Origin of the sequence: Frankia nepalensis (genome assembly GCF_016786325.1) — a bacterium.
Classification (GTDB): Bacteria; Actinomycetota; Actinomycetes; order Frankiales; family Frankiaceae; genus Pseudofrankia; species Pseudofrankia nepalensis.
In genome coordinates this window covers 1-25286 of record NZ_JADWYU010000229.1, presented here as the reverse complement: position 1 = coordinate 25286, position 25286 = coordinate 1, and the positions used below count along the sequence as shown (strand labels likewise).

The following is a 25286-nucleotide window of genomic DNA, read 5'->3' as shown; positions in this document are numbered from 1 at the left end:
GGCCTCGGCGGTGAGCGGTTCGGTGACCTGCTGCCCCGCCAGCTCTCCGGCGGCCAGGCCCAGCGGGTCGCCATCGGCCGGGCACTCGCCCTCAAACCCCAGCTGCTCATCTGCGACGAACCGGTCAGCGCCCTCGACGTGTCGGTACAGGCCCAGATCCTCAACCTCATCGAGGAACTGAAGGCCGAGTACCACCTCACCGTCGTGTTCATCGCCCACGACCTCGGCGTCGTCCGGGCGGTCAGCGACAACGTGCTGGTGATGTACCTGGGCAAGGTCTGCGAGTTCGGCGACGCCGACCTCGTCTACGACAACCCGGCGCACCCCTACACCCGGGCCCTGCTCGACTCCGTCCCGCGCGCCGACCCGGACAACCCCTTCCACGGCCCGGCCATCCAGGGCGACCTGCCCTCCCCGCTGGCCCCGCCGACCGGCTGCCGGTTCCGCACCCGCTGCCCACTCGCCACCCCCAAGTGCGCCGACGAGGAACCCCAGACCCGCGAGGTCCGCCCAGGCCAGTACGCCGCCTGCCACTATCCCCTCGTCACCGACAGCATCGTCACCACCGAGACCCAGGCCGCCGCGGCCGCCGCCCCGGCGGTCTCGGCCGCGGACGGCGCAGGCAGGCCCGTCCAGGCCCCGGCGAAGTCCGTCCTGACCAAGGGAGACGGCGAGAAGACCGCCGAGCCCAGGGCCACCGGAGCCGACTGACGACAACACGGAGCAGAAACTGGCCTGAGTGGGAGCTGGCCGAAGCGCGCTGGTGCCCCGGCGCGCCGGGGCCGTGCCCGCGAGCCGGGCCGAGGGCGTCACGACGACGAGGAGAACGATGGCGGCGCCGCTGCGGGTGGGGTTCCTGGACGACCTGGCGCGAACCTCCCAGATCGGCTCCGCCGATCCGGCAGGAACCCCGGGGCCGCCCAGCCCGACCGACATGCCGAGCTGGCTGCGCCTGGTCGCCGACGAGTACCTGGCCGCCGGTCGCCTCGACCGGGAGGTGGAGATCGTCCACTCCCACGGCCTCGGCCTGCCGTCCGGCACGGCGGCAGCCGTCGAGCGCGCCTTCGCCCGGCTCGTCGACTCCGACGTGCTGCTGGTCGTCGGCCCGGCGATCGGCGACAACGCGCTGGTCGCGACCCCGCTCGCCGAGCGCTACCAGGTGCCGACCATCAACTGGGCCGGCACGGAGCGGGCCCGCGGCGACTGGATGTTCCACCTCCAGGTCGGCTCGCACGAGGACGAGGGCGTCCTGCTCGCCCGGCACCTGGCCGCGACCGGCGCCCGCCGCGTCGGCGTCGTCTACGACCGCTCGCCGATCGGCCGGCGTTACCTGCGCTTCCTGACGGCCGAGGCCGAGTTGCTGGGTCTCGCCGTCACCGCCACCGCGGGCCTGCCGCCACTCGCCGAGGACGCGGAGGACGAGGTAGCCCTCGTGCTCGGCACCGGCGTCGACGCGCTCGTCTACCTGGGGCTCGGCGCCTCCGGCGCCAAGGTGGCGCGCGCCGCCGCGGACGCCGGCTGGGACGGGCCGCGCGCGATGAACTCCGCCGGCATGTTCGGCTACCAGCCCGAGCATGGCAGGGCCATCGACGGCTGGGTCTACGTCGACATGCACTCCGACGACAACACGACGCTGGCCGCCTTCCGCCAGCGCCTCGGCGTGGCACCCGAGCGGTCGTTGGCCGCGGCCAAGGGCTACGACCTCGGCCGCCTCGCCGCCGAGGGCCTGGCACGGGCGACCGAGCTCACCCGCGCCGGCGTCCGCGAAGGCCTGGAGCAGATCAAGTGGATCCCCGCCGCCGAAGGGCGGGAGGGCACCCAGCTCGCCTTCGGCCACCACGACCGCGGCGCGCTGCATGGCCACTACCTGGTCCTGCGCCGCTGGCGGGACGGCCGCTCCGTCCAGGAATAGCCTGCGCGCCCGCCCGATTCGCTTCCGCGCACGTGCCTTCGTCCCACGCGGCCACCGCCCGTTCCCGAGGTCGTCGGGTCGAGTCGCCGGTGGGAGCTATTCGACCGTGATGGCGCGTTCCGGGCAGGCGAGGGCGCCCCGGCGGGCCGCCGGCTCGGTGTCGTGGCTCACGGCGATCTCGCCGGGCAGGGCGTAGCCGAGGTCGTCCAGGGTGAACACCTCGGGGGCGGCGACGTTGCACTGCGCGTGGCCCGTACACCGCGCGCCGTCGACGACGACCTTCATCCGTTCTCCCGCCCGGGTCAGGCCGGCCAGCGCAGCCGCAGGGTGTTCAGCGTGAACATCAGGCCGGACGCCTCGACCGGCGAGAACGCGGCGTCGAGCTCGTACTCCGGGATGAGCCGGTGCCATTCCTCGTACGCGACCCGGAGCTCGAGGCGGGCCAGGTGCGAGCCGAGGCAGCGGTGCGGACCGGCGCCGAAGGTGAGGTGCGTCGTCCGCTCCCGGTCGAAGTCGACCTCGGTGGCGTTCGGGTACATCGAGCCGTCGCGGCCCGCCGCCGGCAGCGAGACCGTCAGGGTGTCGCCCTGGTAGACCGGGCAACCGTTGATCTCGGTGTCCTCGGCCGCGTCCCGCATGACGTTGACGATCGGATAGGCGCGCAGCAGTTCCTCGACCGCCTTCGGCACGACCGCCGGGTCCGCCGCGATCCGGCGCCGGTCCTCCGGGTGCGTCGCCAGGTGCAGGAACCCGTAGCCGAGTTCCGCGGTGACGGTGTCCAGACCGGCGAGGAACATCAGCATGTAGAAGGAGAGCAGGTCGGCGTCGCTGACCGGCTCGCCGTCGAGCTCCCAGGTCAGCGCCTCGGTGACGAGGCCCGGGGGGCGGTCCTCGGGCGCCGTCGCGCGGCGTGCCGCCATCGCCGCGAGGAAGTAGCCGATGATCGCCTCCAGGGAGGCGTCCAGGTTCGCCTTCGCCGCCGCGGGGTCGGTGGTGTCCGGGTGCAGCAGGTGTTCCTTCCAGACCAGCATCCGGTCGAGATCGGCGACCGGCAGCCCCATGATTTCCAGGAAGACCGTCGGCGGGAACCGCAGCGCGAACTCGGTGACGAGATCGCACCCGCCCTTCGCCTTGAACGCGCTGATGATGTCGACCGCGTGCCTGCGTATCGCCGGTTCCCAGGGCCCGACGGCCGCGGGCGACCAGTAGGGCGCGAGCAGGCGCCGCCACGCCGTGTGCGGCGGGCCGTCGAGGCTCTCGGGAATGAGGACGACGTCACCCGGCTCGCCGTTCACCCCGAACAGATACCGGGACTGCGGGAACCTCCGCCAGTCCTGCGCGACCGCGAGGGCCTCCTCGTAGCCCACCACCACGTAGTTCCCGCGGCCGGCGTTCACGTAGTGCAGCGGGCCCCGCTCGCGCAGCGCGTCGAACTCGCGGAACCCCTGTAAGGCCGGCCGCTCGGCGCTCTCGTGGGCGAGGCTCGCGACCGGGCAGCCGAGAGCCCTGCCGTCCCGGCGCCGGTCCGCGGTCGCAACAGGATCTGGCATCGCCGACCTCCACCCGCGAACCCCGAGCTGGATCACGCGAAACGCTAGCACGGCGCCCCTCGGGGACGGCACGTTCTGGAGGGGTCGGGCGGGCGCCGCCCGCAGTACCCGGCACGTGCCCTGGCGGGTCTGTGGCCGGGCTGTGGGGGTGACCGCGCGCCGACCCGTGGAACCCGCGGGTCGGCCGCCAGCCGCCGCGGAGCGTCGCTCGGGCGCGGACCAGCGGGAACGGTGGATTGCGCGGGCAGATTATGTATAAGATATGCAATCGGCGGGCCGCTCGGCGACGAGGACTGCCTACCTATCGCTTGCTTGGGACGCGCGCGGATGGCGTACTGATCGATGGATGACGGCGGGCTGGCGTCGCCGGCGTCGGGTGACGTCGATGGGCCGCCTGGCGGTGACCAATGCCGCCCCTGACGGCGACCGACGCCGACCAGGACCGACGCTGACGAAGATCGCGCTGACGAAGATCGACGCTGAGGAACGAGGTGCCGCGATGACAGACGCGACCGCGGGCGCGGGCGGGGTGCCCGCCTCCACCGCCCCGCTGGCCGGAGTGCGCATTGTCGATGTGTCCATGCTCGGGCCTGGCGCGTTGACGACCCACCTGGCCGACCTTGGCGCGGATGTCATCAAGGTGGAGCCGCCGGGCGGCGAGTACGTCCGCAAGATGGTCTGGCCGTTCGTCGAGGGCGTGTCGCTGCTGCACTGGCACATCTCGCGGGGCAAGCGCTCGATCGAGCTCGACCTGCGCACCGAGGCCGGCGTGGAGGTCTTCAAGGACCTGGTGCGCGGCGCGGACGCGGTCGTGGAGGCGATGCGGCCGGGGGCGCTGGACCGGCGGGGGCTCGGCTTCGCGGCGCTGCGCGAGCTCAACCCGAAGATCGTGATGTGCTCGATCTCCGGCTACGGCGCGTCCGGCCCGTACCGGGACCTGCCGAGCCACGGCATCGCCTACGACACCTGGGCGGGCGTGGTGAACCCCGCCGTCAACGAGGACGGCTTCACCTACCTGCCCGAGCACGCCTCGATCGGCATCCACGCCGGCCCGCTGTTCGGCGCGCTCGGGCTCGTCGCCGCCGTGCTGTCCGCCCGCGAGACCGGCCGGGGCTCGCACGTCGAGGTCGGCCAGGCCGACGCCGCCGCCGCGATGGACTGGCTGCGCAGCGAGAGCTGGCGCGCCTACGAGCGGCCCGAGGACGAGGTGACGGGCAACCCGGTCGACAACTACGAGCGACGCACCCCGGGAACCGCCGGCATGGAGGACGGGGTGCGTTACCAGATCTACCGGTCGGCCGACGGCCACATCCTGTTCATGGCCTCGGAGCGCAAGTTCTGGCGGAACTTTTGCGAGGGCGTCGGCCGGCTGGACCTCTACGAGCGCCGCCCGGGCGCCGAGTTCGCCGACCACGCCCGCGGTGACGTCGAGACCCGCGTCGAGCTGACGAAGATCTTCGCCACCAGGACCACCGCCGAGTGGGTGAAGTTCTCCGGCGAGCACAACACCACGATCGCGCCGGTGAACACCCCGAAGTCGATCGTGGACGACCCGCAGTTCGCCGACCGGCTGCCCTGGCTGCCGGCGGAGAAGTTCGGCATCGACGAACTGCCGTTCCCGGTGCGCTTCGACGGGCGCAACCCGGAGCCGGAACGGCCCGCGCCAAAGCCCGGAGAGCACTCGGCCGAGGTGCTGGCCGGCGTCCTCGGCTACGACGAGGCGAAGGTCGCCCTCCTGCGCGCGGCCGGCGCCTTCGGCAAGGCCGAGGCAGCCGACGGTCAGGCATGATATTTTATACATAATTAGATCACTGGACGGAGGGAAGCGGCGATGGGGTTGCTCGACGGCAAGGTCGCGATCGTCACCGGTGCCGGGCACGGCATCGGCCGTGGCCACGCCCTGGAACTGGCCAAGCAGGGCGCGAAGGTCGTCGTCAACGACCTCGGGGGGTCCGTGCGCGGCGAGGGCGCGGGCCGGGCCGCCGACGAGACCGTGGCGCTGATCGAGAAGCGTGGCGGCACCGCCGTCGCCGACTACTCCGACGTCGGCGACTTCGAGCAGTGCGGCGAGCTGATCGGGCGAGCCGTCGACGCGTTCGGCAAGCTCGACATCCTGGTGAACAACGCCGGCATCGTGCGTGACGCGGTGATCTGGAACATGCCGCCGGAGGATTTCGACGCGGTCATCCGCGTGCACCTGCGCGGCACCTGGGCGACCTGCCACCATGCCGCCAAGTACTGGCGGGCCGCGGCAAAGACCGCCGGCGGCAAGGTTCCCGGCCGGATCATCAACACCACCTCCGGCGCCGGCCTCGGCGGCAACTTCGGCCAGTCCAGCTACGCCGCGGCCAAGGCCGCGATCGTCGGACTCACCCAGACGCTCGCGCTGGAGCTGCTGCGCACCGGGGTCACGGTGAACGCCGTCGGCCCGGCGGGCCTCACCCGGATCACCGCCACCATCCCCGGCATGGGTGAGGCGTTCGAGCCGGACGAGGTCCCCGAGGGCGAGTTCCACCCGATGGACCCGTCGAACAGCTCCCCGCTGGTCGCCTGGCTCGCCAGCGACGAGGCCGACCACGTGACCGGCCAGGTCATCCGGGTGGTCCATGACCGGCTCATCTGGATGCGCGGCTGGACCGAGCGCAGGACGATCTCTTCGGGCAACAAGCGCTGGGACGCGACCAAGCTCGGCGACCTGCTCGCCCAGGACGTCTTCGAGACCCGCGGTCCCGGCCTCAAGTTCGCCCAGAGCTAGGTCCCGTCATGGCCCTCGACCTCGCGGAGGTCCTCCAGCCGGCGCACACCGTCCTGCTCACCCAGGAGTGCCAGAACGGGGTCATCGGCACGCCCAGCTCGCTGCCGGCGCTGGCGGAGGCGGCGCGCGCGTCCGGAATGATCGCCAACGTCGGCCGGCTCGCCGCCGGCGCCCGCGCGGCGGGCGCCGGCGTGCTGCACGCGATCGCCGCGCGCCGTCCGGACGGCCGCGGCGCCAACAGCAACGCCCGGCTCTTCCACGGCCTCGACCGATCACCGGTCCAGCAACTGCTGGGTACCGCGGCGGTCGAGGTCATCGACGAGATCGGGCGGGAGCCCTCGGACCTGGTCTCGGTCCGGCTGCACGGCGTCTCGCCGATCGCGGGCACGGACGTCGACGCGCTGCTGACCAACCTCGGCGCGCGGACCGTCGTCATCGTCGGGGTGTCGGCGAACGTCGCCATCCCGTCGGCGGTCTTCGACGCGGTCAACCTCGGCTACCAGGTCGTCGTGCCGCGGGACGCGATCGCGGGCGTGCCGCTGGAGTACACCGACGTCCTGATCCGCAACTCGTTGTCCCTGTGCGCGACTATCGTGACGACGGACGACGTCCTCGCCGTCTGGGAGAAGCACACCGGCTGACGGTCCTTGTCGGCCCCAGCCGGCTCTCGTCGGCCGGCGGGCCCGCGTCCTGCCTGGTGGGCGGGGGTCGGGCATCGGTTGCGCCTGACGGTTCTTAATGTTGAGGTCGGAGTCGAAACCCACTAGCCTGAGGTCTCCACGCGCCGCGTGGGACCACCTACGGACGGAGGACGGCGACATGGCAGCGCTGAAGGCTGGCGCCCGGCTGCGGGACGACGCGACCGGCGTGGAGGCGGTCGTCGTCAAGGTGGCGGCCGAGTCGAGCCTCGAGCTGCGTCCGGGCGGGCCGGCCGCGTTGGGCAAGCGGTACACCTGCGGGGTGTGCGAGGCGCAGGTGCTCGTCGCGAAGGCGGGCGCCGCGGAGCCGGTGTGCCACGGCGAGGCGATGGCGCTGGCGCAGGCCAAGCCGCTGCCGTCCTCGGACTGACCGCCTCGCGACCGCGACGACGATTCCCAGCCGGCGGGTCACCGCGCCGGCTGGGCGTCTCGCCGGGCGAAACAGGCCCGCGGCGCCGGCTGCGGGCCTGTTTGTTTCCTCAGCCGAAGACGACTCGGCTGGCCGGGTCGTCGGCCAGTCGCAGGGCGTTCAGAGAAAGCTTCGTCAGCTGTTCCACACCCTCGTCGAAATCGAGGTCGAACAGCTTCTGCACGAACCACATCTCCGCGAAGCGGTTCATCATCGCGCTAAGCGCGGCGAGCGCGACATCTGGATGCACGCTCGAGTCCATCCAACCGCGGTGCTGCAACTGCTGAACCGCCTTGATGGCACGGACGCGTTCGGCTTGGTGGTACTCGAATCGAGTGCTGGTGAGCTCGGGATCATACCGCGACACCATCTCGATGACGCCGATGATGCGTGCCTCGGCCCGGTAGCTTTCCAGGAACGCGCGGCTGCCCTGCCGGATCCGTTCGGCCGGGGTGGCGGTCGACGCCGGGTTGAAGATCGTGGTGTACAGCGGCTCCTGCAGCAGGCTCCCGATCGCCTTGGCGACTTCCCGGAAGACCTGCTCCTTGGAGTCGAAGTAGTGGTAGAACGACCCGTGCGACAGCCCGGCGCGTTCCGCGATGTCTGAGATCCGGGCGTCGAGGAATCCCGCGTCCTCAAAGACCGCCTTCGCCGCCGTCACCAGCCGGGCCCTGGTCGCCATCCCCTTGCGGGAGCGCGGGCCGCTTGCCTTCTCTCGTCCCTCCGGCGCGGCCGGAGGGACGGGTGCCGGCGAGGAGATGTTATCCGTGGATGTCACGGCTGGCCCCCACGAATGTCCTCCCGTGCCGCGTCGACGATTGTGAGGTAAGTCTACCGGTGGATTGTCATTGACGTCGACATTAAAATTGCTCCAGTGTGCCGGTCTCGTCCGGCGGATCACGGGCGGGTGCGGCGTCACCGTCCACGGAGGCCATGGGAGTGATTGGCCCCCGGAAGCGCGCCGCGCGTAGGCGCCCGGTCTTGCCATCGTGGCCGGCCAACTACATCAGGGAGAGCAATATGTCGCTGTTCGACGCGTTCCGATACGACGGCAAGCGGGTGCTGGTGGTCGGGGGAGCGACCGGCATGGGCGCCGCGGCCGCCCAGATCGCCGTCGCGGCGGGCGCCGAGGTCGTCGTCCTGGACATCGCCGAGATCACCGTGCCCGGGGTCAAGGGAACCCACGTCGACCTGCGCGACACCGCGTCGATCGACGCCGCCCTCGAGGCGGTCGGTGGCCCGGTGCACGCCGTCCTGTGCTGCGCCGGCGTCGCGGACGGGGACCCGGGCATCGAGAAGGTCAACTTCCTCGGCCACCGTTACCTGCTGGAGAAGCTGCTCGCCGCCGATGCCCTGCCGCGCGGCTCGGCCATCGGGTTCATCTCGTCGGCCGCGGGGCTTGGTTGGGAGAAGAACCTGCCGGCGCTGCGGGAGTACCTGGCGATCTCCGATATCGACGAGGCGTCGGCCTGGGCGCTGGAGCACAACAACGCGACGTACATGTGGAGCAAGCAGGCGGTGTGTGCCTATGTCGCGACCCAGGCGATGCCACTGCTGACACGTGGCATCCGGATCAACGCGATCTGCCCCGGGCCGACGGACACGCCGCTGGCACGGGCGCACTCCGAGACCTGGCTCGGTTTCGGCGCCGGCTACCGGGCCGAGGTCGGCATCGAGGCGGCCACGCCGCTCGAGCAGGGCTACCCGCTGGTGTTCCTGTGCAGTGACGCCGCGGCCGGGATCAGTGGCATCACGCTGATCACCGATGCCGGGCACTTCGCCGCGGGGAACACCGAGGTCTTCCCGGCGGACACCCCGGCTGTCCGCTTCCTGCTCGGTAAGTGACCGCCTCTCGTGAGATCAGCGAGGCCGACGGCCTCGCTGATCCGTCGGCGGCCTCGTCGGTGGACCTCGGCGTGCCCGAGGTCTACGGACCGGTCGAGGCGGTCGAGGTGCCGGGCATCCCGGGGGCGCGCCGGGTCCGGCATGTCCGGCCCGAGGAGCACGTCTTCGCGGCGATCGCGATGCCGACCCGCAAGTCCGACGGCGGGCTCGCCGGTTCGGCGCCGGTCGTCCCCGGGATGTGTGTGCCGGGGACGACGAGCGTGCTCGCGACACCGCTGGTGGTCTGGGCGGACGTGATCGGTGGCCGCCTCGCGGTGGGGGAGCTCACCCCGCGGGTGCCGGTGACCCTCGACCTCGACCTGCAGCTGTGCGCCCCGCCGGGGCCGACCAGCCGGATCGACGCGGTCGGCCGGGTGGTCAAGACGGGCCGCTCGGTCGTGGTGATCTCGGTGGACTTCACCGACGACGCGGGTCGCCCGGTCGCCGTCGCGACGGCCGCTTTCATGGCCGCGGGCGACCCGTCGCTGGTCATGCCGCCGGTGAAGTGGGAGACCGAGCCAGGCGGGCGGCCGACGGAGCGGCCGCCGCTGACCGGGTCGCTCGCCGAGCACGGGCGGTGCGTGACCGTCGGGCCGGGGGTGGCGTCCGTGCCGCGGATGGCGAACGGCCTGAACTCGTCGAACACGGTCAACGGCGGGCTGCTCGCGCTGGCCGTGGAGGAAGCGGCCCTTTCGCTCGCGCCGGGCGTACCGCTGGCCTCGCTGCTGCTGCGCTACCTGCGGCCGGTGCGGGTGGGCCCGGCGGTCGCGACAGCGCGGGCACAGGGCGCGATGACCGTCGTCGAGGTCCGCGACGCGGGCGCGGGCGACAGGCTCGCCGTGCACGCGGTCGCCCGGAGCTTCCCGCGCGCGGCAAGTAGGTGAGCACCCACTCAGGTGTCGGGGTAGACTGCTGCCCCGGCACCTGAGTCTCGGGCGCCTCGGTCTCGGGCGTCGGTCCCTGCTGGGCTGCGTGCGCGCGACCGGTCGTGCTCCTACAGGCGGTAGAGCTTTCTGGCGTTCTCACCCAGGATCTTGGCGCGGGCCTCCGGGGAGATGGTCGCCATCTTGTCCTCGACCGTCTCGAGCGGGTTCGGGTAGAGGCAGGTCGGGTGCGGGAAGTCGGTCTCGAACAGGATGTTGTCCTCGCCGACGGCCTCGATGAGCGCGGGCAGCTTGCCCTGGTTCTTCTCGAACCAGAACGTCGCGTAGATGTTGCTCTTGAAGTACTCCGACGGCATCTTGTTCATCGCCGCGAGCTCGGGCGGGGCGTTCTCGGACATCTCGTAGTCGAGCGTCTCGAGGATGAAGGGGATCCAGCCGACGCCGCTCTCCACCGAGACGGTCTTCAGGTCCGGGTGTCGGTCGAAGATGCCGGACAGAATCAGGTTCGTCACCACACGGGCGTTGCCGATGAACAGCAGCGTGCCGCCGATGGCGAGCTGGGTGTTCATCGGGTGCGACGCCCACGGGTACTTCCCGTAGAACGTCATGCCGGTGATGCTCGCGCCGATGTGGAAGTGCACCGGCAGCTTCAGGTCGGCGACGACCTCCCAGAACGGGTCCCAGGCCCTGTTCGCCAGGTCCGGCGCGCCCAGGTCATCCGGGTCGGAGGTCATGTTCACGCCGCGGGCGCCGAGCGCGCCGACACGCTTGGCCTCGGCGACGCACGCGTCGATGTCCCACGCGGGCATGAGCGGCAGCGGCAGCAGGCGGTTGTTCGAGTCGCTCTGGATCTCGAGCATGCCGTCGTTGTAGATCTCGATCGCCAGGCGGGTGAGCGCCGGGTCCTTGGAGAGCCCCAGGCCCTGGCCGCCGAGGCCGATCGTGCTCGGGAAGATGATCTGCGCGTCGATGCCGAACTCGTCGAGGACCGCGAGCCGGGCGACGGGGTCGTAGGCGCCCACGTGGACCTGGTCGTGGGTCCAGGTGTGCAGCGCCTCGTCGGCTGCTCCCTTGTGGCCGTCCCGGTGGATCACGGCGCCGGGGGTGAACCGGCCGACGGGCTCGCCGTCGAAGATCCATGTCGGAACGCCATCGACGACGCCTACCTGGGGTACACGGTCCTTGTACGCGGCGGGAGCCCGCTTGGTGAAGAGATCGGCGGGCTCGGACCAGTGGGAGTCGGCGTCGACGATGAATAAGCCATTCTTTGACATAGACGTCGATGTTAGATTCGTCTCATGGCGCACGCAACTGTAGATGGTTTATTGATCTCCTATGAGTTGATCGGCGACGGCGACGGGCAGTCCTGGGCGATCACCCCCGGTGGCCGCTTCAGCAAGGACACGCCTGGCATCCGCGAGCTCGCCGCCGCGCTCGCCGAGGGCAGCGGTGGTAAGGCGCTCATCTGGGACCGGCCCAACACCGGCGCCTCCGACGTCTGCTTCACCGGCGCCTCCGAGTCGGAGATGCAGGCCGACGCCCTGGGCGGCCTCATCCGGCACCTGGACCTCGGGCCGACCATCATCGCCGGCGGCTCCGGCGGCTCCCGGGTGTCGATGCTGACGGCCGCGCGCCACCGCGACATCGCCGCGGGCCTGGCGATCTGGTGGATCAGCGGTGGCGTCTACGGGCTCATGAGCATCGGCATGCACTACGGCGGCGGCTCGTTCAACGCGGCCTGGAACGGCGGCATGGCGGCGGTCGCCGCGCTGCCCGAGTGGGCCGAGGTCATCGAGCGCAACCCCGCCAACCGACAGCGCATCCTCGACCAGGACCGCGACACGTTCCTGGCGACCATGGAACGCTGGATGTCGGTCTACTGCGTCACGGACGACGCCACGCTCGTCCCCGGGCTGTCCGACGAGGCCGCCGCCAAGCTCGACCTGCCGACGTTCGTGTTCCGCAGCGGCGAGAGCGACATCCACCACCGCCGCGAGACCTCGGAGAAGATCGCCGCCGCCCTCCCGAACGCCGTCCTGCGCGAACCGCCGTGGCCCGACACCGAGTGGGCCGACCGCCACACCCCTGAGGCGGCCAAGCAGGGCCTGTTCGCCCGCTGGCCGCTGCTCGCGCCCCAACTCCTCGACTGGTACCGCGAAAAGATCGCCTGACCCGCCGCTCCACCCTCCTCGCGGGGTACGACACCCATGAGTCCCTGGCCGGGCGGGACCTTCCCCGTCTCGCGCGGAGACAGTCCCACCCGGTCGGGGTGGTCCGGAATCTATGGTCGGAGCATGACCGCGCCGCTGCCCGATCATCCGGCTGAGCACGACGCGTCCCGGCGGTGGATTCATCGGGATCGTCAGCGGGCGGAATCCTTCGGGGTCGACGCCGAACGCTACGACCGGGCCCGGCCGAGCTACCCCGAGGCGCTGGTGGATCGGATTCTCGAGGCCAGCCCTGGCCGGGACGTCCTCGACGTCGGCTGCGGCACCGGGATCGCCGCCCGACGGTTCCTCGCCGCGGGCTGCCGTGTGCTCGGAGTCGAGATCGACCCGCGGATGGCCGAGCTGGCGCGGCGGCACGGCATCGACGTCGAGGTGGGGGCGTTCGAGACCTGGGACGCCGCGGGCCGGTCCTTCGACGCGGTCGTCGCGGGGGAGGCCTGGCACTGGGTGGAACCGGTCGCGGGGGCCGTCAGGGCGGCCCAGGTGCTCCGGCCCGGCGGCCGGCTGGCCGTGTTCTGGAACATGGGCCACGCGTCCCCCGAGGTGGCCGAGGCCATCGCCGCGGTCTACCGCCGGCTGGCGCCCGACCCGCCCGCCCGCAACCAGGTGGAGCCCGACGACTCGGAGTACGTCTCGGACGCGGCCCGGGCGGCTGACGGCATCCGGCGGGCGGGCGCGTTAGGCGAACCGGAATGCTGGCGTTTCGCCTGGGACCGGCCGTACACCCGCGACGAGTGGCTCGACGAACTACCCACGCACAGCGACCACCGCCGGCTCGCGCCGACGACCCTGGCGACGCTGCTCGCGCAGGTCGGCGCCGCCCTCGACGCGGTGGGCGGCGGCTTCACGATGCGTTACACGACGATCGCCGTGACCGCGACACTGACCACCGCCGCCGCCTGATCCGGATGGTGCCGCGGTCTCGCGGAATCGTCGATCATGGTGGCGGCGATGGTGGCATGGCTTTCCCGACCGATTTCACGGGAACCGTGGAACCGAGATCGCGCGCGCCGCGTCGAAACGGACGTCATTCTCCATTCGACGCCGGCGGAGAACAGATGCATACCTTCGTCTCGACGCGGACGCGGACGGCCAGCGCGGTCGCCGTCATCGCTGTCTGCCTCGCCGTAGGGCTTGGTGGGTGCGGGTCCTCGCCGCGGACAGAGCCGGCGCCCGTCGAGCCGGGGTCCACGGCGCCGGAGCGGCTGGGGCCGAGCGTGCCTTATGACCTCTACACGCACTGCGGGATCAGCGAGGCACGCTATGAGGACCGCTACTACGAGCTGGTCCCGCCGCTGCACGACGGCAGCTTCAACCCGCCGGCCGGCTGGGGTAACCCGTCCCAGCGGGGCACCCTGACGCCGGTGAGCAAGACGGAGGTCGTCTTCACGGACGACGCCGGGCATCGCGTGACCTTCACCCTGCGGCCCGGCGCCACCACCTGGAAGCGGATCTGCCAATGACGCGTCCCGCTCGGCGCGCTGTCAGCCGCTGACGGCCGGGCCGCCCCGCCGCCTGCCGGCGATCCGGCTCCAGCGACCCAGAACGCGGAACGCGCCGGGACTCCGTCCGGTTGATCGCGCCGTCCTGTCATCCCCAGTGGGGTGAACCGGGCCCGGTCCAGCCCCACTGGGGATGACAGGATTTGCCATAGGGGATGACAGGACGCGTTCGCGGCAGCGGCCCGAACCTGGATCTACGACTCGTCGGCCGGGCTGTCGCGGCGGGCGCGCAGGACCGAGTCGAGCGCCGAGTGACCGTCGTGGGGGATGGGGCGGGCGCGGGTCTCGGCGATCTCGACGGTCCAACCGGTGCCCAGGGCGGCGGCGGCCTCGGCCGGTGACCAGGCGACCTCGGCCAGGTGCGGCTCGGGTGCCTGCTCGTGGCCCAGGTCGTGGCCGAGGCGGCGGCTGGGAGCCGGCAGCTCGCCGGGGCCGGGGCGCTCGCCGTGCGGGTGGTAGCCGACGAAGCCATGAGCGGTGACGGGGCCCTGGCCCGGGCCATGACCATGGTCGTCGCCAGGGGTGTGGCCGCTCCCGTGACCAAGGCTGTTCTCGTGACCGTGGTCGTTCTGGTGACTGTGGTCGTTCCCGTGACCGTGGTCGATCTCGTGACCGTGGTCGATCTCGTGACCGCGGCCCTGTCCGTGACCGTGGCCGTCGTCCGGGGCGTGGCCGACGAGCAGGAGGGTGCCGCCGGGGGCGACGGCCGCGGCCAGGTTCGCGAACAGGGTGCGCCGCGGCCTGGGCGGCAGGCACAGGTAGTGCGCCACGACCAGGTCGAACGTCGCGGGCGCGGGCTCGGCGGACAGGTCGGCGCGCAGCCAGGTGACGTCGTGGCCGAGCCGGGCGGCCCGCTCGGCGGCCAGCTCGAGCGCCGCCGGCGACAGGTCGGCGGCGGTGACCGTCCAGCCGCGGGCGGCGAGCCAGCAGGCGTCGGCGCCGGTGCCGGCCCCGGCGTCGAGCACGGTGCCAGCCTTCAGCTTCTCGGCCGCCTCGACCAGGTACGGGTTCGGTTCGTCGCCGCCGTGGTCGCCGGCGTGCGACCGGGCACGGGCGCGGTGCCGCCCGTCCCAGGCGTCGGGGCCGAAGACGTGCGCCCGCCGGTGGGCCTCGACCGCGAGCCGGGTGTCCTCGGCGACGAGGTCGGCGTTGAGCGCGCCCGCCGCCGTCAGGCCGGCGGCGGCCGCCGGCAGCACGGAGGCCTGGAGGTCGGCGACGTTGCCGGCGACGAACACCCCGGGGACCGACGTCGCGCCGGTCGGGTCGGCCTCGATCCGGCTGCCGATGACGTGCTCGCCGAGCAGCAGGTCGACGGGCCGCAGGCCCAGCGGGGCGAGCAGGTCGGCACGGGCGGCCATCCGCGCCGCGACCGTCACCGCCCGGCGCGGCACGACCTGGCCAGACGCGAGCCGGACGCCGGTGACCGCCCCGTCGGCGTCCAGCTCCACGGCGGCCACCTCGCCGTCGACGACCGTGATCCCGCGGGCGGCGAGTTGCTCGGCCTGTTCCTCGGTCAGCTCCACGGTGTTCCGGAAGAAGACGATGTCGGCGCTCCACTGCCGCCACAGCAGCGCCTGGTGGACGGCGAACGGCCCGGTGGCCAGCACGCCGACCGGCTGGTCGCGGACCTCCCAGCCGTGGCAGTAGGGGCAGTGCAGCACGCCGCGGCCCCACCCCTCGGCGAGCCCCGGCACGTGGGGGAGCTCGTCGGCCAGCCCGGTCGCGACGAGTACCCGCCGCGCGACCACGGCCTGCTCCTCGCCGACGATCACCAGGAACTCCGGGACGTCGCCGTCGCCGTGGCGGTCGACGGCCGTCACCGTCCCGGCCAGGAACTCGCCGCCGTAGCCGGCCACCTCGGCGCGGCCGGCGGCCAGCAGGTCGGCCGGGGGCGTGCCCTCGCGGCCCAGGTAGTTGTGCACATGCCCGGCCCGCGCGTTGCGCGGCTCGCCGGAGTCGACCACCAGCACGGACCGCCGCGCCCGGCCGAGCACGAGCGCGGCGGACAGGCCGGCGGCCCCGCCGCCGACGACCACCACGTCGTATGTCCGTGGGCCCTGCTCGTCGCGCGCCTCGTCGGTCGTCATGACGCCTCCTCTGCTTGGTTGCGACGGGGCCTCGCGGGCTCCGCCCAGCGCGCCAGACTTTCCACCCTGGTCGGCGAGTTTGACAAATCGCGTTGCCAAAGCGGCAAACTGGCCCGGTGGTGGACGACCCCGTGAACGACGACCCGGTGAACGACGACCAGGTGAACGACAACCCGGTGATGGGCAAGCCAGTGATGGGCAAGCCAGTGACGGACGACCCGGTGAACGACGAGCCCGGTCTGGACGACGTGCTGGCGGCCGTGGGGCCGCGGCTGCGGGCGCTGCGCCAGCAGCGCGGTGTGACACTGCCCCAGCTGTCCAAGGCGACCGGGATCTCGGTCAGCACGTTGTCGCGGCTGGAGTCCGGCCAGCGGCGGCTCACCCTGGAGCTGCTGCTTCCCCTGGCCAGGGCCCACCAGGTGCCTTTGGACGAGCTGGTCGGCCAACCGTCGACGGCGGACCCGCGCGTCCACGGACGCCCGTTCGAGCGGAACGGGATGACGTTCGTCCCGCTCACCCGACAGCCCGGCGGTCTGCGCGCCTACAAGATGATCATTCCGCCGGGCTGGCCGGGGCGCGAGCTGGAGCAGCAGGTCCACGAGGGCTACGACTGGCTCTACGTGCTGTCCGGCCGGCTGCGCCTGCTCCTCGGCGAGCACGACCTCATGCTGACCGCCGGGGAGGCGGCGGAGTTCGACACCCACGTCCCGCACGGCTTCGGCAACCCGACCCCGTACCCGGTCGAGGTCCTCAGCATCTTCGGTCCGCAGGGCGAACGCCTCCACATGCGCGCCCGCCAGGCGCCCCCCGGCCACCAATGACCGAACCCCACCGACGCCACCGGCCCAGCCAGCAGGTGTCCGCCGGGGCGGACGACCGGTTGCTGTGGTCGTCTGTCGTGTCCCTGGACCTGTCTGTCAAAACGCGGTCTCTAGAGGGAGTTCGTAAGTCCCTACGAAATTGCTTGGCCTTCTGGCTGGCCCGTCGGGGTCGTGTGTGGCCTGTGGCCTGCGCTTGCGGGCTGCTTGCTCGGGCAAGCGGGTGGGTCCGCGTGTCCGGGGTCTAGCTGCCGTCGTCCGGTTTGGGCTTGGGCGGTCGTCCGCCGTGGCCCGGTCTTGATGCCATCCACGCTTCGAAGGTGGACGCTCGCCAGCGTGGCCGGTCGGGTACGGACTCGTCGTCTGGCCGGGGTAGTCGTCCCTGGGCCCGGTATGACCTGAGCGTGCCTGGTTTGATGCCGGCTCGCTCGGCCATCTCGCGGTAGCCGAGCAACGGGTCATCGTCAGGCATGCGGGGCTTTCTCCCTCGATCGCGAGAAATCTAGAACGCTGCGCTCTATATTTGATGGGTAGGCGGTCCCGGCGGGTGCTGTAACACCCACCGGGACCTTGATCACAACCCTGTGTCAGAGACAGGACGGTGACCCATGCCCACTATGCCGTTTGACGACTCCGGCGGGCGTCCGCGTTGGCAGCTTGCGCACCATGAGGCGCGCCCGGATGGCTGGCACGATCTGACGTTGCGGTCGGGCGCGACGTGCCGTGAGTTGGTGGCGGTCGCGGCGGAGCTTCCGCCGTCGATCTACCTGGACCATCACGCGCTGGTCTCGGAGGATCGGGAGTCGGTGACGCTGCGGTTCCGGGAACTGCCTCCGGGGGTGCTGGGCAACTGGCCGTCGGGTTCGGCGGGCGGGGCCTGGGTGGATGCGGTGACGGCGGCGGGAGACGCGGCGGGCTGGCTGCCGGACGTCGACGCGGTGCCGGACCGTGGGATCACTCCGTATCAGCTCGCGTTCGCCGAGTTGATCCAGGATGCCGCCGACGTCGCGGCCGGCGCCCGGTTGGTCGCGGTCCTGCTGCGGGTCCCGCCGGAGACGGTCATGGTCCTCGCGGGCATGCTCCGGGACAAGCGGGCCCGGGTCTGCGGCTGCGCGCGCGGCCGGCACGGCTGACGTCTCGGCTCGGCCCTCGGCGGCCGGCGGTCCCTGCTCGTCCAGGGGACTGCCGGCCGTCGTCGTGTGGGCGGCCCTCGACGCCCGGCCGGCGCCGTCGTCTCGGCCGGCGTCGCGCGCGGGTGGTGCTAGCTGCGGCTAGCGGATGCTTGCCAGAGTTAGCGAATTGGCGATCAACTGATCGTCGATCATGCCTGCTGGCGGGCCTGAGCGGGCCACTGGCAACATCATCTCCGCACCCATACCACCTATCGACCATTAACGATCATGGCTGCGGCGTATGGCTTTTCGGGGTGTCCGGCGCGGCCCGGTCCCATGCATCTCGGCCCGGCCGGTCCTCGGGCCTGAGGGCTCCTGCCCTCATGGCTGGGGCGAGCGTGTTCCCTTCGGAGGGCCGGCGGGCTCTGCCATACCGACGGGTTCTCGGCCGTGCAAGATCCGCCGTCGGCGCTCTCGCCGATCGTCAGCTATGCGGGTCTTGCGCGGTCGGGGTTCCGGCGGTATCCCTCCGGGCGCCGGACCTTCGCAGGGAACACGCGGACGGTTCGCGCTCCTCCCCCCTTCGGAAGCTGGCCGGGGGTCCGGGGGCAGAGCCCCTGGAATGCCCTGGACCGTTCTCGCGCGGCGTGGCCCGCGTCCGTCGATGTCTCGCGGCTTTCATGATCGGGACCGCGGTGGCCCTCCGGCTTCCTGGTGGCGGGACGCGACGCGTCCGACGCTCCGACGCGCCGGGCGGGTGGCAGACCCGACACGCCCCGGGGTGCCGAGCGAAGCGAGGCGGGGCCCCGGGGGCGTGGCGGGGCTGACGGGCCCCGACCGGCGCGTCGTGTGCGGCGCGCGCGGCGCGGCCCGCCACGGCGGCCGAAGGCCGCCCTTGAAACCTTACAGAAAATTCGCGACGGCGATCATCGTTCCCCGTCTGCGCTGGTCAGACTTCTTCCGGTCGGGTAAGCGTCCCGAGGTGCTCGGTAAGATCCTTAACGCCCGGATGGCCGGTGGCTCGGATCTCCTCGCACGCCTCAGTGAAGTAGCCGACAACCGATGGCGAGGCGGCGACGGCGGACAGGTCGATCGCGTCATGGACGAGACGAACTGCCTGGTCGGGGTTGCCAGCCCTAGCGAGTGCCCTCGCGAGGATCATCCGGTGTACCAGACCATCGCGCGGTATGTCCTGTGCAGTGCTGTCCACTGAAGCCTGTAGATGCGGGAGTGCGGCCTGTGCCTGGCCTGCTGCCAACAGGGCGCTGCCCACGCTAAGTGAGATCGTGTTCGGGCCAGCCCAGTAGATGTAAGGCGGGTCATTATCGGGCCGGGCTTGAGCGATGTACTTCTGTGCCTCGTCGGCGGCCACGTAGGCGGCTTTGGGGTCGTTGGCGCGGCCGTACGCGATGGCGAGGATGCCTGCGTGGACGGCGCTTTCGGTGGCGGTTAGCCGTCCTCGCGCCCCTGCCCGCGCGGAGCGCAGCAGGTCCACTGCCGTATGCGGATCACCGGCGGTATATGCCTGCTCGGCCATGCAGCGGAGGATGTTGGCGCCGATGCCGGGGGCGTCGGCTTCGTGGGCGGCGCGTAGGCCGACGAGATAGTAGCGCTGGGCGGTGCCGTGGTCTCCGGCGTCGTAGCTTGTCCAGCCGGCGATACGGGCAAGTTCGGCCGCGATGGCGTAGAGGCTTCGGCCGTCTGCCTGGGTGTAGCGGGCGTGTTGGAGCAGGCGGACAACAAGCCCGAACTGCTCGGTGGCGAGGCCGTGGACGGCCTGCCCGCCCAACTTGTCGTCGAGCCGGCGCAGTAGGTCGACTCCGTCAGCGAGATCAGCGATCAGCGCGCTGTCAGCGGTTTTGCCGGCCAGAGCCGCAGCGATGCGGGCGGGTTCAGCGACGAGCCATTCGTGAGCGGCGGCGGCCAGCGCTAGGCCGGACAGCGCGAGGAATCGGCGGCGTTCCAGCGGCGTACTGGTCAACGGTGCCACCTTCTCGAACGCGGCGGCGAGCCCGTCAGACGTCCAAAGGTGCTCTAGTCCCGCATCGGCCGGTAGTGCCCTCTCGCGTCCGAGTGTACGAGCGTGCCGGTGCGCTGGTCCTGGCTCTGCCCCGGCCGGAGACATAGCTGGGGCCGGGTCTGTGCCTGGGGGGACAAGTTCTCCGGCGGTGGGTCGAGTGGGCCGGCGGGTGCGGAACCCGAGTTCACGATCTGTGTCCACCTTCAGGACGGTGCGTAGTGCGTCGCGGTAGTCGTCGTGGGGCCAGCGAACTACTCCGCGTTCCCACTTGCCGATGTGTTGCGCGTCGACGGCGGTTACGCGCCCGGTGGCCAGGTAGACGGCGTCGTTGACCAGTTCGGCGAGTTCCTGGCGGTTCAGGGGCTGCCCGGTGCCATAGGGGGAGGCGACCTGTTCCCGCGCGCGGCGTAGCTGGTGGTTCGGCTCTCGCACGGTGTCCCCCTCCTGCCTTCGCCTTGCTGATCGTCGCATGACGTTTAGGGCCGGGTACACACCGACACGTCTCGGTGCGGGAGAGAGTTCCCCGACTGTGCTACCCGCCCCGTGATCTGCCCGCTACTTGCCCGCCAATCTGCCCTTGCGCATTCCTGGTGCTTCCCATCGGGCTTGCCCCGGTACCTGCCCACGGGTTCGCTCTTCCCTCGGCCTGGTCGCCTGGCCTGCCGCGCAATGGCGCGCCGGTCGCGTGGCTTTCCCACGGACTGTGGTGCGTGATCTGCCCGGTACGTGGTCTGTGCCAGGCGAGAGGTTCGCCGGATCGTCGTCGGTGGCGGTCCCGGCCGGACTGACCCTCGATCGGGCCGGTCGGGACCGTTTCCCCTGGGCTCGTCCGGCCCGCGCCTTTCCCCCGATGGGCGCGGGTCGGGCGGCACCCCTACCACGCAAGGATCATGGAGGGTGATCGGCGATGACGGCGGTGGCGCGTCTGGTCGATGGGTCCGGCCCGGATGACGGGGCGGCGGAGTACTCGGTGTCGTTGGGAGACAGCGCGCAGGCCGTGACGGTGGCGGCGCTGTCGTTGCGGCTTCCGGCTGACACGGTCGGGTTTCTGGTCGGACGGCCGGAGAGCGTTCCGCCGACGCGGCGGGAGACGTTGTTGGGACGTCGGTCGGCTGCCGTGGTCGGTGGGGCTAGTCGGGTCGAGTGGTATGACGCGCAGCCCAGCGACCTGACGCGGACGGCTATGGGCATGGGGCGCTCGGTGGCGATCACCTGTGTCACGATCTGCCCTTTGGGCGTCTCTCCCGGGCGTACGGCGCTGGCTCATGTCGTGGGTGAGGCTCTGCGGGCGGGTCGGGGGCCTGGGCGGCCGGTCGTGATGTGCGCCGTGGTTCCGCCGCTGGGGAGCGGTCGCACGGCGATCCCCCATGAGGTGACGGTCACGGTCGGGGAGGGTGTGCCGCAGGTTCGGCATGTGTACGAGATCGTTTCGTGGGCGGACATCGCTGCCTGGCTGGCGCGTCTGGCTCCGGCGCGGTCGGTCGCGTGAGCGCGGAGACGACGCTGTTGCGGGTGCCGATGGTGGGGCGTCGGGCCCCCTACGTGGTGCCGGTCTCGGCGGTGGAAAAGGCCGCGGTGGCTCTGCTGCACAAGGCTGCGGCTGCGGCTGCGGCTGCGGCTGCGGCGGAGCGGGAGGCCGGGCCGGTCGAGGTGTCCGACGCGTGTGGGCGGGGCGGGTCATGACGTGGAACACGACCGTGTGGATGCCGGGCGGTGCGGTGGAGTGGGAGCCTGCGCCGGTCAGCCTGGATGTGTCGGTGCCGCAGTCGGCGCGGATGTACTCCTGTTTCCTGGGTGGGAAGGATAATTTTCCGTCGGATCGGGAAGCGGCCGGCAAGGTGTTTGCCGTGATGCCGTCGGTGGAGATCGGCGCGCGGGAGAACCGGCGGTTTCTGCATCGGGCGGTGCGGCATGTCGCCCTCGCCGGTGTGGATCAATTTGTGGAGGTCGGGACGGGTTTCCCGTTGGCGCCGAACGTGCATGAGATCGTGCAGGCGATCTGTCCTACGGCGCTGGTGGTCTACGTGGACAACGATCGCATGGTGTTGTCGCATGCCCGCGCGTTGCTGACCAGCTCGCCGGAGGGCCGGACGGCGTATGTGGAGGCTGACCTACGCGAACCGGAGAAGCTCCTGGCCAGGCTTGGGCGCGTGCCGGTGGATCTGTCGCGGCCGGTGGCGTTGTCGCTGGTCGGGGTGCTGCCGTTCCTGGCCGACGCCGATGATCCGGCGGGGGTCGTGCGGTGCCTCGTCGGTGCGCTCGCGCCGGGCAGTTTTCTGGTCCTGAGTCACGGGACGGGCGATTTCGCTCCGGAGGAGACACGGCAGGCGGTTGAGGTCTACCGGAGCAGTGGTATCGGGCTGTGGGTCCGGAGCAAGGCGGAGATCGCCGGGCTGGTCCCGGCCGGGATGCGGCTCAAGGAACCCGGGGTGGTGCCGGTCCACCGGTGGCGCCCAGAAGGGGACCGACCCAGCGGGTACCGCGACGCGGAGGTCGGGGTCTACGGGCTGGTCGCGCGCAAGGTGTGAGCGGCGGCCGGTGGTGGGTCGCGAGAAGGGGCCGCCGCGCCTTGGTCCTGTGGGTGGTTCTGGTCGGCGGGGGCACGGAGACGGGTCCGTGTCCCCGTTTTCGTGTGTTTGGGGGTTTCGGATGGTCCGGGGTGGGTATGCTGGTTGTGCGCCAGCGGGTATGAGGGGTCCTCAGATTGCCCAGGCAGCAGCAAGGGTGCTTTCAATGGGGTAGCGGCAGTTAAGGACCGTTGGGACGGTCTACTGGAGGCTACAGACTGCACCAGGCGTCGGTGTGTTCTCCCTGGTCGATGTCCCAGCGCGGCCGGTGGGGTTCGGCGTTGTTCCGGTCCCGTGTGGGCTCCGGCTTAACCACCCTTTCTTTCTTTCCTGTGTGCTCTTCCTGCGTGTAGAGCTGTGCGCTCCGGTCTGCCTTCTCGGCGGGCGTGGGGTGTGGGGTGTGTGCGGTCGGGGCCTGCCTTGCCTGGGCGGGTGCTGCTGGGATGGCCGCGATCCTTGACGCTTCGGCGTCCGACTCCGAAACCCCTTCTTCTTCCTCTTCTTCTGCTGGCTGTGTCCGGCCGATCCGCCTTGCCGGCGGGTCGGATCATGTGGACCTGGCGACCGGTGAGATCCGCCCGGCGATGGCCCCGGGCGTGGTGCATGTGCGGTGTAACAACCGGCGTGCCTCGGCGTGTCCGGACTGCTCCCGGCTCTACCAGCGTGACGCGCGGCGGATCGTCGTGTCCGGTCTGGAGGCTGCGGCCGGCGGCTGGGCGGGGTCGGGGTCGGTAGCGGGCTGTCCGGCCTGGTTCGTGACGCTGACCGCTCCGTCGTTCGGGGCGGTGCACTCCCGGCGGGCGGGCAAGGGTGCCGATAGCCAGGTCTGCCGGCAGCGTCGCGGGACCTGCCAGCACGGTCGGGCGCTGTCGTGCCATCTGCGTCACGCGGCGGATGACCGGCGGCTCGGAGAGCCGATCTGCCCTCGGTGTTTCGACTACGACAGGGCCGTGGTCTGGAACGCGCTGGTCTCGGCGCTGTGGAAGGCCACCCGCGACGCGTTGGAATCGGCGGTGGCGGCGGCTGCTGGGCTGACGGTGGCGGCGCTTCGCCGTCAGGTGCGGGTCAGCTTCGTCAAGGTCGCTGAGGTCCAGCGGCGCGGCCTGGTGCATCTGCATGTCGTGATCCGGGTCGACGGCCGTGACCCTGCGGGCGGGCTGACCGCCGCTCCGGACTGGGCTTCGGGTGAGCTGGTCGCGGACTGCCTACGTGAGGTCGTCGCGTCGGTGGCGGTCGACGCGCCGGATCCTGCCCGGCTGGCGCGGCTCGACGCGTCCGGGGCGTTGCCGGCGGCTCCGTCGTCCGAGGGGTGGGCGGTGCGCTGGGGCGGGCAGGTCGATATCCGTCGTATCCGGCTCGGCCGTGAGATGGATGCCGTCAAGGTCGGGAACTACCTCGCCAAGTACCTGACCAAGTCCACCACCGACGGCGGGGCGCTGGATTCCCCGGTCCGGTCGCGGCGGCATCTGGCCCGGCTCGGGCTGCGTGACCACGCGCGGCGGCTGGTGGAAGCCTGCTGGCGTCTCGGCTCGGATCCTGTGTTCACGGCGGCGTTGGACGCGGCGGCGGGCCGTCCGGCGGGCCGGGTGGCGGGGCTGATCCGCTGGTCGCACGCCTACGGGTTCGGCGGTCATGCGCTGACCAAGTCGCGGGCCTACTCCACCACCTTCGGCACCCTGCGCGGCGTGCGGCGGCGCTATGCCCGGGTGTTCGCGGCGGCGGTCGCGGGCCGACCCCTCGGCGTCGACGGCGGCGAGCTGGTGACGCTGGACGAGTTCGGCCGTCCCGACGGTGATCCGGCAACCGTGGTGGTCGGCTCGTGGCGCTACGCCGGACGCGGCCGCGCCCCCGCGACAGGGGACGGCTCGGCGGGGGACTCGTCATGAGGCGTCGCGGGCCGGGGCGGCTGGCCGGTGAGGTCGCGCTGTTCGACCTTGACGAGGACGGCGCGAGCGGCGGTGTGGACCTGGCGGGGCCGGTGGCCGCCCCAGAAGTGAGCACCGAAGGTGCCGACTCTGCTTCTGTTTCTGCTGGTCCGGAGGAATCCGCGGCGACCTCGGCACCGCCGGTGGGGGTGGGTGGGTGGGACCCGCCAACGGACCCGCCGTCGGATGGGCGGTCGGGCTCGTCGGGTCGGGGCCGGTCACAGCGCGGTCAGGGCGGCGGGGGTTCGGCTGGGGGGCGGTCTGGTCCTGGTGGGCGCCGTGAACGTGGCTCGGTGGCGGCGCGTCGGGCGGCGGCTGCCGCTGCGGCTGAGGCGTGGATTGACGCGATGGTCGCGGCGGCTCCCCTGCTCGATGACGCGACCGTGGAACGGATCGTGATCCTGCTCGGTGACGGCTCCTCGACTGGGCAGGCGGGTTGGTCAGGCGGTCGCGGTCAGCGGACCGGCTGACCCCGGCTCGGGTGTGGGCTGTGCGGCGGGGGTCGTGGCCTGGAACTTCCGCCACCGCACGTCCAGCCTGGTGACGTCGATGACGCCAGCGACTCCCCGCTTGCCCCCGGCCGGCTTGACCTTGATCCACTCGAAGAGCAGGCGGTACAGCGTGCGCCGCGTCGTCACCGGCAGCGCTTTGACCCTGGCGCGGATCTCCTTCTCGTCTGGCTGGCCGGCGACCAGGCGGACGACGAACAGTGGCACCGTGACCGTGTCGGCCTCGGTCTGGGCGGCGGTGATCTGTGGGAGTAGCTCGGCTTCGATCGCGGCAAGCCCCTCGGCACTGATCCTGCCGGCGGCGGCGTTCGTGTAGAAGCCCGACAGCCGTCCCTGTAGCTCGGCGAGTCTGCGCCGGGCGGCCACCGCCCGGGAGTCGTCCGGCTTCGACAGGCGGGCCAGGATGTCGGGCCGGGCCAGACGGCG

Annotated in this window: 22 protein-coding genes and 1 pseudogene; 16 read left to right on the top strand and 7 right to left on the bottom strand. The window is 71.6% G+C overall.

Translation table 11 applies throughout. The features are described from left to right. A partial coding sequence (locus tag I6A81_RS36325; protein ID WP_203007641.1) for an oligopeptide/dipeptide ABC transporter ATP-binding protein occupies nucleotides 1-711 on the top strand: 711 nt, incomplete at its 5' end. 28 nt (nucleotides 712-739) lie between these two features. Continuing rightward, nucleotides 740-1912: an ABC transporter substrate-binding protein gene (locus I6A81_RS36320; RefSeq protein ID WP_307875150.1), complete on the top strand. Its 1173-nt coding sequence runs from the start codon at nucleotides 740-742 to the stop codon at nucleotides 1910-1912. A 96-nt stretch (nucleotides 1913-2008) separates the two neighbouring features. Here the strand turns inward: I6A81_RS36320 and I6A81_RS36315 are convergent, their stop codons facing one another. Both I6A81_RS36315 and I6A81_RS36310 read right to left on the bottom strand, forming a co-directional pair. Then, nucleotides 2009-2197, bottom strand: coding sequence for a ferredoxin (locus I6A81_RS36315; protein ID WP_203007642.1), 189 nt, complete (start codon nucleotides 2195-2197; stop codon nucleotides 2009-2011). 17 nt (nucleotides 2198-2214) lie between these two features. Continuing rightward, nucleotides 2215-3462 (bottom strand): cytochrome P450, encoded by a 1248-nt coding sequence (locus tag I6A81_RS36310; protein ID WP_203007643.1) that lies wholly within the window; start codon nucleotides 3460-3462, stop codon nucleotides 2215-2217. Between the two features lie 499 nt (nucleotides 3463-3961). On the opposite strand from I6A81_RS36310, the gene I6A81_RS36305 reads away from it, so the two are divergent. The 4 genes from I6A81_RS36305 (at nucleotide 3962) to I6A81_RS36290 (ending at nucleotide 7285) form a co-directional block, all read left to right on the top strand. Further along, nucleotides 3962-5251 (top strand): CaiB/BaiF CoA transferase family protein, encoded by a 1290-nt coding sequence (locus tag I6A81_RS36305; protein ID WP_238431037.1) that lies wholly within the window; start codon nucleotides 3962-3964, stop codon nucleotides 5249-5251. Nucleotides 5252-5293: 42 nt separating this feature from the next. Beyond that, a complete protein-coding gene (locus I6A81_RS36300) occupies nucleotides 5294-6217 on the top strand; it encodes an SDR family NAD(P)-dependent oxidoreductase (protein ID WP_203007644.1) in 924 nt (307 codons plus the stop codon). 8 nt (nucleotides 6218-6225) lie between these two features. After that, complete coding sequence (locus tag I6A81_RS36295) at nucleotides 6226-6858, top strand: cysteine hydrolase family protein (RefSeq protein ID WP_203010440.1); 633 nt, start codon at nucleotides 6226-6228, stop codon at nucleotides 6856-6858. A 178-nt stretch (nucleotides 6859-7036) separates the two neighbouring features. Continuing rightward, nucleotides 7037-7285: a desulfoferrodoxin gene (locus I6A81_RS36290; RefSeq protein ID WP_203005994.1), complete on the top strand. Its 249-nt coding sequence runs from the start codon at nucleotides 7037-7039 to the stop codon at nucleotides 7283-7285. Between the two features lie 109 nt (nucleotides 7286-7394). On the opposite strand, the gene I6A81_RS44345 is transcribed toward I6A81_RS36290, so the two are convergent. Further along, nucleotides 7395-8102, bottom strand: coding sequence for a TetR/AcrR family transcriptional regulator (locus I6A81_RS44345; RefSeq protein ID WP_307875149.1), 708 nt, complete (start codon nucleotides 8100-8102; stop codon nucleotides 7395-7397). Nucleotides 8103-8344: 242 nt separating this feature from the next. Between I6A81_RS44345 and I6A81_RS36280 the strand changes: the two genes are divergently transcribed. Both I6A81_RS36280 and I6A81_RS36275 read left to right on the top strand, forming a co-directional pair. After that, the gene (locus I6A81_RS36280) at nucleotides 8345-9169 is read left to right on the top strand and encodes an SDR family oxidoreductase (protein WP_203005992.1); all 825 of its coding nucleotides are present in this window, start codon (nucleotides 8345-8347) and stop codon (nucleotides 9167-9169) included. Next, on the top strand, nucleotides 9166-10092 hold the full coding sequence (locus I6A81_RS36275) for a hotdog domain-containing protein (RefSeq protein WP_307875148.1): 927 nt from the start codon (nucleotides 9166-9168) through the stop codon (nucleotides 10090-10092). Before I6A81_RS36280 ends, I6A81_RS36275 begins: the two co-directional genes overlap by 4 nt. A gap of 110 nt (nucleotides 10093-10202) precedes the next feature. On the opposite strand, the gene I6A81_RS36270 is transcribed toward I6A81_RS36275, so the two are convergent. Beyond that, nucleotides 10203-11366 carry an amidohydrolase family protein gene (locus I6A81_RS36270; RefSeq protein WP_203005991.1) on the bottom strand — a complete coding sequence of 388 codons (1164 nt, stop codon included), beginning with the start codon at nucleotides 11364-11366 and terminating at the stop codon, nucleotides 10203-10205. A 24-nt stretch (nucleotides 11367-11390) separates the two neighbouring features. On the opposite strand from I6A81_RS36270, the gene I6A81_RS36265 reads away from it, so the two are divergent. The 3 genes from I6A81_RS36265 to I6A81_RS36255 all read left to right on the top strand — a co-directional run bounded on the left by I6A81_RS36265 (nucleotide 11391) and on the right by I6A81_RS36255 (nucleotide 13783). Beyond that, the gene (locus I6A81_RS36265; protein WP_203005990.1) at nucleotides 11391-12263 is read left to right on the top strand and encodes an alpha/beta fold hydrolase; all 873 of its coding nucleotides are present in this window, start codon (nucleotides 11391-11393) and stop codon (nucleotides 12261-12263) included. Between the two features lie 123 nt (nucleotides 12264-12386). Next, complete coding sequence (locus I6A81_RS36260) at nucleotides 12387-13223, top strand: class I SAM-dependent methyltransferase (protein ID WP_203005989.1); 837 nt, start codon at nucleotides 12387-12389, stop codon at nucleotides 13221-13223. 155 nt (nucleotides 13224-13378) lie between these two features. Then, nucleotides 13379-13783, top strand: coding sequence for a hypothetical protein (locus tag I6A81_RS36255; protein ID WP_203005988.1), 405 nt, complete (start codon nucleotides 13379-13381; stop codon nucleotides 13781-13783). A gap of 233 nt (nucleotides 13784-14016) precedes the next feature. On the opposite strand, the gene I6A81_RS36250 is transcribed toward I6A81_RS36255, so the two are convergent. Beyond that, nucleotides 14017-15909 (bottom strand): FAD-dependent oxidoreductase, encoded by a 1893-nt coding sequence (locus I6A81_RS36250; RefSeq protein WP_238430335.1) that lies wholly within the window; start codon nucleotides 15907-15909, stop codon nucleotides 14017-14019. Between the two features lie 194 nt (nucleotides 15910-16103). On the opposite strand from I6A81_RS36250, the gene I6A81_RS36245 reads away from it, so the two are divergent. Together I6A81_RS36245 and I6A81_RS36240 are read left to right on the top strand one after the other, a co-directional pair. Continuing rightward, nucleotides 16104-16730 carry a helix-turn-helix transcriptional regulator gene (locus tag I6A81_RS36245; RefSeq protein WP_203005998.1) on the top strand — a complete coding sequence of 209 codons (627 nt, stop codon included), beginning with the start codon at nucleotides 16104-16106 and terminating at the stop codon, nucleotides 16728-16730. Between the two features lie 728 nt (nucleotides 16731-17458). After that, the gene (locus I6A81_RS36240) at nucleotides 17459-17860 is read left to right on the top strand and encodes a hypothetical protein (RefSeq protein ID WP_307875147.1); all 402 of its coding nucleotides are present in this window, start codon (nucleotides 17459-17461) and stop codon (nucleotides 17858-17860) included. Between the two features lie 928 nt (nucleotides 17861-18788). On the opposite strand, the gene I6A81_RS36235 is transcribed toward I6A81_RS36240, so the two are convergent. Continuing rightward, nucleotides 18789-19820, bottom strand: coding sequence for a hypothetical protein (locus I6A81_RS36235; RefSeq protein WP_203005987.1), 1032 nt, complete (start codon nucleotides 19818-19820; stop codon nucleotides 18789-18791). A gap of 276 nt (nucleotides 19821-20096) precedes the next feature. Between I6A81_RS36235 and I6A81_RS36230 the strand changes: the two genes are divergently transcribed. The 3 genes from I6A81_RS36230 to I6A81_RS36220 all read left to right on the top strand — a co-directional run bounded on the left by I6A81_RS36230 (nucleotide 20097) and on the right by I6A81_RS36220 (nucleotide 24312). Next, nucleotides 20097-20270: a hypothetical protein gene (locus I6A81_RS36230; RefSeq protein WP_203005986.1), complete on the top strand. Its 174-nt coding sequence runs from the start codon at nucleotides 20097-20099 to the stop codon at nucleotides 20268-20270. A 1268-nt stretch (nucleotides 20271-21538) separates the two neighbouring features. Next, on the top strand, nucleotides 21539-22387 hold the full coding sequence (locus tag I6A81_RS36225; RefSeq protein WP_238430333.1) for an SAM-dependent methyltransferase: 849 nt from the start codon (nucleotides 21539-21541) through the stop codon (nucleotides 22385-22387). Between the two features lie 482 nt (nucleotides 22388-22869). After that, complete coding sequence (locus I6A81_RS36220) at nucleotides 22870-24312, top strand: replication initiator (protein WP_307875146.1); 1443 nt, start codon at nucleotides 22870-22872, stop codon at nucleotides 24310-24312. 479 nt (nucleotides 24313-24791) lie between these two features. On the opposite strand, the pseudogene I6A81_RS36215 reads toward I6A81_RS36220, so the two are convergent. Continuing rightward, nucleotides 24792-25286 (bottom strand): annotated as a pseudogene (locus I6A81_RS36215) (hypothetical protein); the annotation flags it as partial.